The sequence below is a fragment of the Bradyrhizobium oligotrophicum S58 genome, assembly GCF_000344805.1.
In the GTDB taxonomy this organism is placed as follows: Bacteria; Pseudomonadota; Alphaproteobacteria; order Rhizobiales; family Xanthobacteraceae; genus Bradyrhizobium; species Bradyrhizobium oligotrophicum.
The window spans coordinates 382,508-395,450 of the sequence record NC_020453.1 but is presented as its reverse complement, the minus strand read 5'-3'; the positions used below and the strand labels follow the sequence as shown (position 1 = coordinate 395,450).

Below are 12,943 nucleotides of genomic sequence, written 5' to 3'. Positions count from 1 at the left end.
GCGGAGCCCTGCGATGAGCCTGCCGAACCTGCACCGCAACACCTGGCTCCATGTCGGCGCCGCGATCCTGCTCGCGCTCGGCGCCATGCTGCTGATCCGGCTGCACAACGCCAGCGGCGTGACGCCCGCCGCGGATAGCGTCCAGGCCGGCCGCAAGCTGGCGGAAGCGTGGTGCAGCACGTGTCACGCCATCGACACCAGCGGCGCGCGAACCCAGACCACGACGGCGCCCGACTTCGTCGCGGTCGCCAACATGCCCTCGACCACCGAGCTGTCGCTCAAGGTCTTCCTGCAGAGCAGTCACCCCACGATGCCCAACGTCATCCTGACGGCCGAGCAGCGCGGCGACCTCGTCAACTACATCCTCAGCCTCCGGCGCATCTGACCGCGCCTGCTTCTTTCCTACTTCCCCGCCGCAGCGATCGCATCGGCAATCGCGATCGTGCGCCGGGCCATCTCGGCATGCAGCCGCTCGACCATGCGGCCGTCGATCTGGATCGCGCCGCGCGAGGCATTTTCCGGCAGCTCGAACGCCGCGATGATCTTGCGGGCGTCGGCGACTTCGGCGGCCGGCGGCGTGAAGATCGCGTTGCAGGCATCGATCTGGCCGGGATGAATCAGCGTCTTGCCGTCGAAGCCGAGATCACGGGCCTGGATACATTCCTGCGCGAAGCCATCGGTGTTGGCGAAATCGCTGTACGGCCCGTCGAGAATCTCGAGCCCATGGGCGCGCGTCGCCAGGATACAGTGGCTGATCATCGGCAGCATCGTCGAACGGCCCGGCAGCATGCGGATGCGGGTCTCGCGCGAGATGTCGTTCGGCCCGAACACGAAGCCGGCGAGCCGCGAACCTTGCTCGTGCACAGTCGCTGCGAGCAGATCGGCATCGAGCACGGCGCGTGCGGTCTCGATCATCGCCCAGACCTTCAGCGCCGGATCGGCGCCGACCTCGGCCAGGCGGTCCCTGACGAGGCGCAGATCCTCGACCGTCGACACTTTGGGAACCAGGATGCCGTCGGTGGCCGCCTGTCCTGCCATGGCGACGTCGTCGCTCCACCATGACGTGTCCAGGCTGTTGATGCGGATCAGCAGTTCCCGCTTGCCGTAGCCATCGGCCGCGACCGCCTTGGCGATCTGCTCGCGGGCGGCGGCCTTGGCGTCCGGCGCCACCGAATCCTCGAGATCGAGGATCAGCCCGTCGGCCGGCAGGTTCCGGCCCTTCTCCAGCGCACGCGCGTTCGAGCCGGGCATGAACAGAAGACTGCGGCGCGGGCGGATCATTGCGGCGTTTCCCTTGGTTTATCGAGGCGCCCCGCGATACCATTTCGCCGATCGGGCCGATAGGCTTGTTCCGGCGTCCCGCATGTGTTTAGGCAAGTCCCATGATCTCGTTTCCGCAACGTCTGCTCGAGGGTTATCGCGCCTTCAGCGCCAATCGCCTGCCGACCGAACAGAGCCGCTACCTGGAGCTCTCCGAGCGCGGCCAGTCGCCCGAAGTCATGGTGATCGGCTGCTGCGATTCCCGCGTCTCGCCCGAGGTGATCTTCGACGTCGGCCCCGGCGAACTGTTCGTTCTGCGCAACATCGCCAATCTGGTGCCGACCTATCAGCCGGATGACAACGCGCACGGCGTGTCGGCGGCGCTGGAATATGCGGTCACGGTGCTCAAGGTGAAGCACATCGTCATCCTCGGCCACGCCCAATGCGGCGGCATCCGCGCCTTCGTCGACAAGGCGGCGCCGCTGTCGCCGGGCGACTTCATCGGCCGCTGGATGTCGATGTTCATCAAGCCCGGCGAGGTGGTCGAGCAGCGCGACCGCGAAAGCTTTCAGGACTTCGTCACCCGGATCGAGAAGGCCGCGGTGTTCCGCAGCCTCGAGAACCTGATGACGTTCCCGTTCGTCCGCAGCCGCGTGGAGGCCGGCGAGCTGCAGCTCCATGGCGCCTATTTCGGTGTGGCCGAGGGCTCGCTGTTCGTGCTCGACAAGGCGGCCAAGGAGTTCAAGAGCGCGAGAGCGAGCGAATAGCGAATAGTTCAATTCCACTATTCGCTACTCCCTATTCGCCAGTCGCTTCCCTTACGCCGCCTTCTTCTTGGCGGTGATCAGCTTGCGGTTGATCAGGACTTCCGCGATCTGGATCGCGTTCAGCGCCGCGCCCTTGCGCAGATTGTCCGACACGCACCAGAAGGCGAGGCCGTTCTCGACCGTGGCGTCCTCGCGGATACGGCTGATATAGGTCGCGTCCTCGCCGGCGGCCTCATAGGGCGTGACGTAGCCGCCGGGCTCGCGCTTGTCGATGACGAGGCAGCCCGGCGCGCGGCGCAAGATCTCGCGCGCTTCGTCCGCGCTGATCGGATTCTCGAACTCGACATTGACCGCTTCGGAGTGGCCGACGAAGACAGGCACCCGCACACAGGTGGCGGTCAGCTTGATCTTGGGATCGAGCATCTTCTTCGTCTCCATCATCATCTTCCACTCTTCCTTGGTGAAGCCGTCTTCCATGAAGACGTCGATCTGCGGAATGACGTTGAAGGCGATGCGCTTGGGGAATTTCTTGTTGACCAGCTCGCTATTGGTGTAGACGGCCTTGGTCTGCGAGAACAACTCGTCCATCGCATCCTTGCCGGCGCCGGACACCGACTGATAGGTCGAGACCACGACGCGCGTGATCTTCGCCTTGTCGTGCAGCGGCTTCAGCGCCACCACGAGCTGCGCGGTCGAGCAGTTCGGATTGGCGATGATGTTCTTCTTCTTGAAGCCCGCGGCAGCGTCCGCATTCACCTCGGGCACGATCAGCGGCACGTCCGGATCCATGCGCCAGGCCGATGAGTTGTCGATCACGACGGCGCCGGCGGCGCCGATCTTCGGCGACCATTCCTTGGAGATCTCTCCGCCTGCGGACATCAGGCAGATGTCGACGTCGGCAAAATCGTAGTGATCGAGCGCTTTGACCTTCAGCGTGCGATCGCCATAGGACACTTCGACGCCGACGCTGCGGCGTGAAGCAAGCGCCACGACCTCGTCCGCAGGGAATTTGCGCTCATCGAGGATATTGAGCATTTCCCGTCCGACATTGCCGGTCGCGCCGACCACTGCGACTTTGTAACCCATCATTCACTCTCCGAAGAAATATGGCCGGCCGCGCCTGTCAGCGGAAACCGAAGCGGCAGCGCTTCTATGCGAGAACCGTCCCTGACACAACGTTACCACGATGTCGCGCCTTCGATGCATTCCGATTCGGCCAGCACAGCCGCTCCGTCCCGCACCACCGTCCTGCAGGCCCTCCAGGCCATCACGGACGAGGTCTGCGGCACCTTCGCGCGCCTGTTTGCCTATGTGGGCGCTCTGGCGCTGATCGCCATGCTCGGCATGGCCGGCTGGAACACCCTCGACGGCGGCGATGATGCCCGCCCGCCCGTCCGGCCCGGCTGGATCGCGGCGGAGGGCGCCGTGCCGGCATTCTCGCTGCGCCTCACCGACCAGCCCGACAGGACCGCGACCTACGCCGTGCTGACCCATCCGGCCGGCGGCCGCAAGGACGTGCTGCGCTGGGGTGAGCCGGCCGACCGGCCAGCGGCCGAGCTCGAGGTCTACCGGATCGGGCCGGAGCGCGATGCGATCGACAACCCGCGCGCCGATCTCGCAGTCCGCATGGGACGGGGCGCCGCGGCCGAGCTGGAGACCGCCGGCGTCATCGAGAGCCGGTTTGGTCCGGTCGGCCTGGTGCGGCGGGCCGGAGCTCCGGAAGGCCCCGGCGCCTGCCTCGGCTTTTTCAAGACCATCGCCGAGCCCGCGCTGCGGATCTCCGGCTGGTCCTGCCAGGGCGTCACCATGCCGGTCCGCCGCGCAATGGTCGGCTGCATGCTCAACCGGCTGACCTTGCTGTCCTCGCGGCACGACACTGCGCTGGCGGAGCTGTTTTCCCGGGCCGAGCCGCGCCGCGGCGATTGTGACGGGCCGGGGGAGGCCAGGACCCTGAGCGACTGGGTGACGGCGCTCGACAATCCCAAGCTGCGCGGCCGGCTCTGAAACCGTCGGCGAATGTATCCGCGCACGTCTGGACGTTTCGGCGTTTGGCGACGACGCCGGTCGCCGCAACGATTCCGCCAAGTGACGGATTTTGATGCAACTTTCCCGCCACAGCCGGGATTTATCTTGCGCCCGGCCGCGGGAATGACCTTGTGATGCCACAGCCGACGCAGATATTGTGCGGGCCAAATCATGCGCATGGCGAGCGCCCGCCCCTTTTGGCGCGAGGAAGAGGACGTGATGATTGATTTTTCTGCTGCGACCCGGGTCATGGCCTTGGCGGTGATCGCCGCGACCGGTCTTGCCGTCACGTCTCTTGCCGTCACCTCCGCCGAGGCCGCCCCGACCAAGCGCCGCGCCGCCGTGGTCTATTCGAATGGTCCGAACTATTCCTACCAGTCCGGCCCGCGCACCCGCATCTATGTCAGCAAGCGCTCGTTCCTCGATGGCGGCACCGAGGTGCTGCCGGGCGACCGCAAGTTCAGCGACTACGCCTTCCCACCGGCAGTCGGCTATCCGTCGTTCGCGCGCGAGAACCTGAACCGGCCGATCGATCGCCAGCCGCTGATGGCGCCGTCCGATCTCGGCGGCTACCCGACCCGGATTCCGATCCCCTACTGAGGGCCACGGCATCATCCGATCACCAAGGCCGGGCTCCGCCCGGCTTTTTGTTGTGGCGAGGGTCTGTCAAACAGCTCTCCCGTGCGCTGTCGCCTTGACACTTACGGCCACGACCTCCGCGGTCATTGCAAGGAGCCAACGGGTCCGTGCAAAGCGGGCTGATGACAGGCTTCGCGACAAAGCAATCCAGAGTCCCGTCGGCGCCCTGGATTACTTCGCTTCGCTCGCAATGACGCCGGAAAGACTCTGCCCCGCAACAGACGGCGGCTCGGCGGTGAACCAGCCTCTCCGCGTCACTGCGAGGAGCGCAGCGACGAAGCAATCCGGGGGCGCCGACGGGACCCAAAATGACTTCCGCCCCAGGCAGGCTTCGGCGGATGGATTGCGTCGCTCGCAATGACCCTGACATGCGCTCTCAGCCTCGCGCCCGCTTTCGCGTCCGAGTGTGACAATCCGTTCCGCCCTCTTCAAAACAAGGGCGCAGGGAAGGCCGGGCCTCGACTGAGGCCCGTGGCCCGCCTGCGAAAAAGAATGCAGGCGGCAGGAACCACAGGTCCAGCCGGTACGACCCGGCCCTCCCTGCGCGATGGTTTTCACGCTTACTCTGCGCTCTCCCCGGTGTCCGGCTGTTTAGCCACCGTCGTCCGCGCGATGCGCTCGCATCGTCGCGAACTTGGCGCCAGCTTCGGGGCGCCAGGACCACGCAACTTCACGTCCGCAAGAGCCTCGTTCGTCCGCACATCCAAGGACATGCTGCGCGCCCTCGCGGCCACCGCATCCCCGCCTCACGCCTCGTGACGATCGCGAAACGCCCCTCGCAAGCGAAGCGGGATGGCGTGAGAGAAGCACGAATTCTGGAAAAGCGAAAGATAATTTTTGTTACGTGGCAGGCGGCTGAGCCGATCGGATTGATATCGCAGACGAAATGAGTTGTTCGGCGCAGCGGATTTCGAGCCCTTCGACGCGTCGTGACGACCGCCTGTCGGCGACAATCGCAAAGATTGCGCCCACTTGATTTGCCCGACGAGCAGCGTGCCCACCCTGCAATGAGCGAAGAACCAGCGTCTGAGTTGGTTGGTCGAGCCATGTCGCCGGCAACGGCGCGCTCCCCTCCCCCTTGCGGGGAGGGGTTGGGGGTGGGGGTCCTCGGGCGACGCTCCATCTGATGAGTCGAAAAGTGCGACAACCGTTCTATCGATGCACCCCGAGGCCAACGACAGATAGTCGCGGCATGAGACGTAGCGAGACGATGCACACAACCAAGTCCACTGGGTGCGGACCCCCACCCCCGACCCCTCCCCGCAAGGGGGAGGGGAGCGCACTGCCGTCGGCGCGTGAGGTCGCCTCCCATTCCCGACCTCAATCGTACAGCACCGCCGAGATCTTCGGGTCGCTGATGTTGGACTTGTCGTACCAGTAGAAGCCGGTGTCGGTGACCTTCGGCAGCTTTTCGCCCTTCAACGCCTTGACGGCGGCGTCCACGGTGCAGCTGCCGATGCCGATCGGGTTTTGCGTGATCGCGCCGGCCATTTCGCCGGAGAGGATCGCGGCCTTCTGTTGCTTGCCGGAATCGTATCCGATGACGACGATCTTCTTCTTCATCTCCTTGACGCCGTTGAGCACGCCGATCGCAGAGCCTTCATTGGCGCCGAAGATGCCCTTGATGTTGGGGTTGGCCTGCAGGATCGACTTGGTGATCTCGGTCGATTTCAGCTGATCGCCACCGCCATATTGCACGCTGACGATCTTGATGTTCGGGTGCTTGTCCTTGATGCGCTTGAGGAAGCCGTCGCGGCGGTCGATGCCGGTGCGGCTGGTCTGGTCGTGCACGACCACGGCGACGTCGCCGGCATCGCCGATCATGTCGGCCATCTTGTCGGCGGCGAGGCCGGCCGCGGCGAGGTTGTCGGTGGTGCAGGTCGTCAGCGGAATGTCGCTGTCGACGCCGGAGTCGAACGCGATCACCGGAATCTTGGCGGCTTGCGCCTTCTTCAGCAGCGGAATCGCCGCCTTGGAATCGAGCGCGGCGAAGCCGATCGCCTGCGGCTTCTTGGCGAGCGCAGCGGAGAGCATGTCGATCTGCTTGTCGACCATGGCCTCGGTCTCCGGCCCTTCGAAGGTGATCTTGGCGTTGGCGGCCTTCGCCGCCTGCTCGGCGCCGACCTTCACGGCCTGCCAGAACTGGTGCTGGAAGCCCTTGGAGACGAGGGGGATGTAGACGTCGTCGGCACGTGCGCCGGCAGACGCTCCCGCAATCATGAGTGCGCCCAGCGCGACGCCCAGGAGACGCTTGTTCAACATTGGTGTTTCCTCTGCTCTCTTCGATGATCTTATTGTTTGTCATTGCCGTCCGTTCGGCGGGCGGCGCAGTCTTCGGGACGACTCCGGACGATGATTGTCCGCCGGTTCTCCTTTAGGGTCAGGCGCGGTTTCGGCGGAGCATGTCCGCATACACCGCGAGAATGATGATGATTCCGGTGACGACGAATTGCCATTCCTGCGCCACCGACAGGATCCGCAAGCCGTTGGTCAGGACGCTCATGATGAAGGCGCCGATGATGGTGCCGAGGATGGTGCCGGTGCCGCCGCTCAGCGACGTCCCGCCGATCACGACGGCGGCGATCGCATCGAGCTCATAGCCCTGGCCGAGCGCGGGCTGCGCGGAATTGATGCGCGAGGCGATCAGGAGACCGGCCACGCCGCAGATGGCGCCGCCGAGGCCGTAGATGATGATCTTCCAGCGGTCGACATTGACGCCGGAAAGCCGCACCGCCTCCTCGTTGCTGCCGATGGCGAAGGTGTAGCGACCTAGCGCGGTGCGGTTGAGAACGACGGCCGCCAGGATCGCCATGACGAACAGGATCAAGGCCGCATTGGGAATCGGCAGGTCCGGCACGACAGCGCCGAGCAGCGAGTCCTGCGAGATCATCGAGAAGTTCTCGGTGTTGGTGAAATAGATCGGCTTGCTGCCGGAGACGACCAGCGCCAGCCCCTTCAGCACCAGCATCATGCCGAGCGTTGCGATGAACGGCGGCACCTTCATCTTGGTGATGACGGTGCCCGACACCGCGCCGCTGAGCGCGCCTGTCAGGATCGCCGCGACGACGCCTGTCCACATCGGCAGCTCCCAATAGGTGAGGAACACGCCTGCCATCACCGCGCAGAACGTCATCAAGGTGCCGACCGACAGGTCGATGCCGGCGGTGATGATGACGAAGGTCGAGGCGATCGCCAGCACGCCGTTCACCGCGGTCGCCTGCAGGATGTTGATCATGTTGTCGGTCTGCATGAACGCCGGCGAGGCGAAGCTGAAATAGACCAGCAGCAGCACGAGGCTCGCAAAGGCGAGCAGCTTCTGCAGCGCCGCGGGTCCGAGCAGCCGGCGCCGCAGCGCGGCGACAGCGCCCGATCCGCCAGCGATGACATCCTTGTGGTCCTTGACCAGTGCCGGGTCGCTCATGCCGTGAGCCTGCCTTCCATCGATTCGCGCTGGGTGGCCAGCTGCATGATCCGCTCCTGCGTGGCCTCGTCCGGCGACAACTCGCCGGTGATGCGGCCCTCGCACATCACGATGATGCGGTCGCTCATCCTGATCACCTCAGGCAGCTCCGACGAGATCATCACGATCGCCTTGCCCTGGTCGGCGAGCGATCGCAGCAGCCGGTAGATCTCGTTCTTGGCGCCGATGTCGATGCCCCGCGTGGGCTCGTCGAAGAACAGGATGTCGCAATCGCGATCGAGCCATTTGGCGACGACGATCTTCTGCTGGTTGCCGCCGGACAGCAGGCGAACCTGCTGCGCCGCCGACGGCGTGCGAATGTTCAGCATCTTGATGAAGCGGCCGGCGGTGTCGCGGATCGCGCGCTTCCTGAGCAGAAAGCTCAATGACAGATAGTTCGCGAGGTTCGACATCACGACGTTGGATTCGACGTCCATGCCGGTGGCAAGGCCGAAGCGTTTGCGATCCTCGGAGAGATAGCCGATGCCGTGGGCGACCGCATGCGCCGGCGTGCGGATCGTGACCTTGCGGTCGTTGACGCGGATCTCCCCAGACGGCGGCGCGTCGGCACCGAAGATCGCGCGCGCGACCTCGGTGCGGCCGGCGCCCATCAGGCCGGCAAAGCCGAGAATCTCGCCCTTGCGCAAGGTGAAGCTGACGTCACGCACCAGCGGCCCGCAATTCAGCCCGCGCACCTCGAGTGCGATCTCGCCCGCAGGTGCGGCGCCCGCCACGCGCGCATCGCTCAAGCTGCGGCCCACCATCATGCCGATGATGGTCTCGATCGTGGTCGTCGCGGTCGGCACGGTGGCGACATATTCGCCGTCACGCAGCACGGTGACGCGATCGGCGATCTGCTTCAGCTCGTCCATCTTGTGGGAGATGTAGACGATGCCGACGCCGCGCGCCTTCAACTCGCGGATCATCTTGAACAGCTCGGCGATTTCCCGGTTGTTCAGCGCCGCGGTCGGCTCGTCCATGATCAGGACGCGCGAATTGAATGACAGCGCCTTGGCGATCTCCACCATCTGCTGCCTGGCGACCGTCAGCCCGCCGACAACGGTGCGCGGATCGATCGACAGATTGAGATGACCGAGCAGCTCCGCGGCCCGCCGGTTCAGCCTGTTCTCGTCGAGCAGCAGCCCGAACGCCGTCGTCGGCTCGCGTCCGATGAAGATGTTCTGCGCCACCGTGAGGTGATTCATCAGCTGCAGTTCCTGATGAATGATGCCGATGCCGACGGCCTGCGCCTCGCGCGGGCTCGGAAAGTCGACGCTCGCGCCGTCATAGAGGATGTCGCCGCTGTCCTTGCGGTAGACGCCGGCCAGGATCTTCATCAAGGTCGATTTGCCGGCGCCGTTCTCGCCCATCACGGCATGGACCTCGCCCGCGAGCAGCTCGAACCTGATATTGTGCAGCGCCCGGACGCCGGGAAAGCTCTTGCACAGGCCGTGAACGGAAATCAGCGGCGCAGTCATGCGTCACCGCATGTCGCGGCGCGTATCGCGGACGCTGCGGCGCCATGGCCATGAGGTTGCCTGGCACACCAACCATCACGAGCGACACAGCGCATCGCGGTCGTGATCACATTCGTCCTCCCCGACCCTCGCATTCGTCGTCTCCGACGTCTGCGCACCTGCGTCCATTTCAGGAATGGCGCGGCTTTGTGGTCAGGCTATTCATCCGGGGATGAAAGTCTATAGGTAAAATAGACAGGCGCGGGTCCGGTTGGATGCGCGTTCAATTGGAACACGGGAGACGATCGCGGATCGCGACGACTCGCCTCATCGCGCTCGACCCGAACACGACTTTTCCGTGAGCTGGATTCGAGCTCTCTCGACGACGGCGGTGCGCTCCCCTCCCCCTTGCGGGGAGGGGTCGGGGGTGGGGGTCCCCGGGCGATGCTCTCCGTGATGAGGTTGTGCTGAGAAGCGCGACGGACGCGCTTTGATCGAAGCGCATCGAGGCCAATCACAGGCGGTGATAATCTGGAAGATAAGACAGTGGCCGAAGCGGAGTTCACTGGGTGTGGACCCCCACCCCCGACCCCTCCCCGCAAGGGGGAGGGGAGCAGACCGCGAACGCGGCAACAGCTCAGCTCGAACGAGCGACGTCCAACTACGCCGTGAGCTTCTCCAGCTCCTTGATGATCGCCTCGCCCATCTGCGTGGTCGATGCCGGCGTCGACCCCTCGGCCTTGATATCGGCGGTGCGCAGGCCTGACGCCAGCACCGCGGCAATCGCGGCGTCGAGCTTGTCGGCAAGGGCGCCGAGGTCGAACGAGTAGCGCAGCGCCATGCCGAACGAGGTCAGCATCGCGATCGGGTTGGCGAGACCCTTGCCGGCGATATCAGGCGCGGAGCCGTGCACCGGCTCATACAGCGCGCGGCGCTTGTGGGTCTTGGCGTCGACCTCGCCGAGCGAGGCCGACGGCAGCATGCCGAGTGAGCCGGTCAGCATCGCCGCGATGTCCGACAGCATGTCGCCGAACAGGTTGTCGGTGACGATGACGTCGAACATCTTCGGATACTTCACGAGGTTCATGCCACCGGAGTCGGCGAGCTGATGCTCGAGCGTGACGTCCTTGTACTCGCGCACGTGCACTGATGTGACGACCTCGTTCCAGAGCACGCCCGACTTCATGACGTTGCGCTTCTCCATCGACGTCACCTTGTTGCGGCGCTTGCGCGCCAGATCGAAGGCGACGCGGGCGATGCGCTCGATCTCGTAGGTGTCGTAGACCTGGGTATCGATGGCGCGCTTCTGGCCGTTGCCGAGATCCGTGATGGTCTTGGGCTCGCCGAAATAGACGCCGCCGGTGAGCTCGCGCACGATCATGATGTCGAGCCCCTCGACGATCTCGCGCTTCAGGCTGGAGGCATCGGCCAGCGCCGGATAGCACACGGCGGGACGCAGATTGGCGAACAGGCCGAGATCCTTGCGCAGGCGCAGCAGGCCGGCCTCGGGACGGACGTCATAGGGCACGCCATCCCATTTCGGGCCGCCGACGGCGCCGAAGATGATGGCGTCCGCCGCCTTGGCCTTGGTCATGTCGGCCTCGGAGATCGACGCACCATGGGCATCATAGGCAGCACCGCCGACCAGGCCGTCCTCGGTCTCGAACGAGGCAAGCCCCTTGGCGTTGAGCCAGCCGATCAGCCGCTTCACCTCCGCCATCACTTCGGGGCCGATGCCGTCGCCGGGCAGCAGAAGGAGCTTGTGGGTCGCCATGGTCTTTATCCTCACCGGGCTTGTCATGCCCGGGCCTGACCCGGGCATCCATCATTCGAAGGGCTGGATTGCCGGCCGTGCCGGCAATGACGGGAACGAAAAATCCGCGCGAGTGCTAAAGCCCTCCTGCACGGTTGGCAAGCCACCATTGCCGCCGCGCGTCTTCTGGAGCGGCGCGCCGAGCTGCTATGTTCTCCGGGATCGCGGCCGAAGAGCATGGACTGCCCGACGATCGCTGCGCCGGAGCATTTCTTGCTAAATCCCCCGTCCGATCCGCCTCCGGCCCATCCGGCACGGCTCAATCTCACGCTGTCGCTCGGCCCGATCATCGGTCTCGGCATCGGCCGCTTCGCCTATGCGCTGGTGCTGCCGGACATGCGGGACAGCCTGCACTGGTCGTATTCGGCCGCGGGTTTCATGAACACGGTCAATGCCGCCGGCTATCTGATCGGTGCCCTGATCGCCTCGCAACTGGCGCGGCGTTTCGGCGGGCTGGCCGCGGTGCGCGGCGGAACGCTGGCGGCGCTGGCTTCGCTCGTGGTGTGCGCCCTGACCGGCGATTTCATCGCGCTCAGCCTGGCGCGGCTGGTGACCGGCATCGGCGCCGGCGTGGCCCTCGTCGCGGGCGGCGCCCTGGCGGCGCGGGTTGCATTGGCGCGGCCGGCGCAAGCGAGCTTCGTGCTGAGCCTGTTCTATGCCGGGCCGCCGCTCGGCATCGTCGTCTCCGGCCTGATCGCGCCGTTCGTGCTGCAGGCGTTCGGGCCCGGCTCATGGTGGATCGTATGGGGGACGCTCGCGGCGCTCGGCGCCGTGCTGATCGTGCCGCTGCTGCTGATGCGGATGCCGGCGAGCGCCGCGATGCCGGAGAGCCGCGCGGACCGCGTCTCGCTGCGGCCGATGGCGATCTATCTGTTCGGCTACTTCCTTTATGGCGCGGGCTACATCGCCTATCTGACCTTCATGATCGCCTATGTGCGCGACCTCGGCGGCGGGGCGGCGGCGCAATCGGCATTCTGGTGTCTGATCGGGCTGGCTGGCTTCACCACGCCGTGGGTCTGGCGCCGCGTGCTGGCCTGGGATGGCGGCGGCCGGCCGACCGCAATCATCCTCATCATCAACGCCATCGGCGCCGGCCTGCCGGCGCTCAGTCACACGCCGGCGATGCTGGCGCTGTCGGCGGCGGTGTTCGGCATCGCGTTCTCGACCGTCACCACGGCGACGACGGCGTTCGCACGCTTCAACCTGCCGCAGAGCGCCTGGCCGCGCGCGATCGCCGCACTGACCATCTCGTTCGGCATCGGCCAGACCCTCGGCCCGTTCGTCGTCGGCGCGATCACCGATGCGATGGGGAGTCTGACTTATGCGCTGAATGTGTCGGCGGCGCTGTTGCTGTTAGGCGCGGTGATGGCGGCCATGCAGGGGAAGCTGAAGCGGACGAATCGCGCCTGATACACGGTGTCGTCCCTGCGAACGCAGGGACCCATACCGCGGATGCTATCGAGGGACGTGACTAGCAGTTGCCTGCCTCATCACCGCCGGTGGCTATGGGTCCCTGCGTTCG

General features: G+C 65.5%; 11 protein-coding genes. 5 read left to right on the top strand and 6 right to left on the bottom strand.

Going from position 1 to position 12,943, the window contains the following annotated elements; translation table 11 throughout:
- Window positions 1–13: 13 nt before the first annotated feature.
- Window positions 14–385, top strand: a complete 372-nt coding sequence (locus S58_RS01850; RefSeq protein ID WP_015663524.1) for a c-type cytochrome — start codon at window positions 14–16, stop codon at window positions 383–385.
- Window positions 386–402: 17 nt separating this feature from the next.
- Here the strand turns inward: S58_RS01850 and S58_RS01845 are convergent, their stop codons facing one another.
- Window positions 403–1,281: an HpcH/HpaI aldolase/citrate lyase family protein gene (locus tag S58_RS01845; protein WP_015663523.1), complete on the bottom strand. Its 879-nt coding sequence runs from the start codon at window positions 1,279–1,281 to the stop codon at window positions 403–405.
- Window positions 1,282–1,382: 101 nt separating this feature from the next.
- Here S58_RS01845 and S58_RS01840 point away from each other — a divergent pair, with 101 nt between their 5' ends.
- Window positions 1,383–2,027 (top strand): carbonic anhydrase, encoded by a 645-nt coding sequence (locus S58_RS01840; protein ID WP_015663522.1) that lies wholly within the window; start codon window positions 1,383–1,385, stop codon window positions 2,025–2,027.
- Between the two features lie 51 nt (window positions 2,028–2,078).
- Here the strand turns inward: S58_RS01840 and S58_RS01835 are convergent, their stop codons facing one another.
- A complete protein-coding gene (locus S58_RS01835) occupies window positions 2,079–3,113 on the bottom strand; it encodes an aspartate-semialdehyde dehydrogenase (protein WP_042338558.1) in 1,035 nt (344 codons plus the stop codon).
- Between the two features lie 114 nt (window positions 3,114–3,227).
- Here S58_RS01835 and S58_RS01830 point away from each other — a divergent pair, with 114 nt between their 5' ends.
- Complete coding sequence (locus S58_RS01830) at window positions 3,228–4,031, top strand: hypothetical protein (RefSeq protein WP_015663520.1); 804 nt, start codon at window positions 3,228–3,230, stop codon at window positions 4,029–4,031.
- 240 nt (window positions 4,032–4,271) lie between these two features.
- Window positions 4,272–4,652 (top strand): hypothetical protein, encoded by a 381-nt coding sequence (locus S58_RS01825; protein ID WP_015663519.1) that lies wholly within the window; start codon window positions 4,272–4,274, stop codon window positions 4,650–4,652.
- Between the two features lie 1,359 nt (window positions 4,653–6,011).
- Here S58_RS01825 and S58_RS01820 read toward each other — a convergent pair.
- The 4 genes from S58_RS01820 to leuB all read right to left on the bottom strand — a co-directional run bounded on the left by S58_RS01820 (window position 6,012) and on the right by leuB (window position 11,382).
- The gene (locus S58_RS01820) at window positions 6,012–6,953 is read right to left on the bottom strand and encodes an ABC transporter substrate-binding protein (protein WP_015663518.1); all 942 of its coding nucleotides are present in this window, start codon (window positions 6,951–6,953) and stop codon (window positions 6,012–6,014) included.
- Between the two features lie 118 nt (window positions 6,954–7,071).
- Window positions 7,072–8,112, bottom strand: a complete 1,041-nt coding sequence (locus S58_RS01815; RefSeq protein WP_015663517.1) for an ABC transporter permease — start codon at window positions 8,110–8,112, stop codon at window positions 7,072–7,074.
- Window positions 8,109–9,629, bottom strand: coding sequence for a sugar ABC transporter ATP-binding protein (locus S58_RS01810; protein ID WP_015663516.1), 1,521 nt, complete (start codon window positions 9,627–9,629; stop codon window positions 8,109–8,111). Before S58_RS01810 ends, S58_RS01815 begins: the two co-directional genes overlap by 4 nt.
- A 640-nt stretch (window positions 9,630–10,269) precedes the next feature.
- Window positions 10,270–11,382, bottom strand: coding sequence for a 3-isopropylmalate dehydrogenase (gene leuB, locus S58_RS01805; RefSeq protein ID WP_015663515.1), 1,113 nt, complete (start codon window positions 11,380–11,382; stop codon window positions 10,270–10,272).
- A gap of 216 nt (window positions 11,383–11,598) precedes the next feature.
- Between leuB and S58_RS01800 the strand changes: the two genes are divergently transcribed.
- Window positions 11,599–12,831, top strand: coding sequence for a YbfB/YjiJ family MFS transporter (locus S58_RS01800; protein ID WP_015663514.1), 1,233 nt, complete (start codon window positions 11,599–11,601; stop codon window positions 12,829–12,831).
- The last annotated feature ends 112 nt before the right edge of the window (window positions 12,832–12,943 follow it).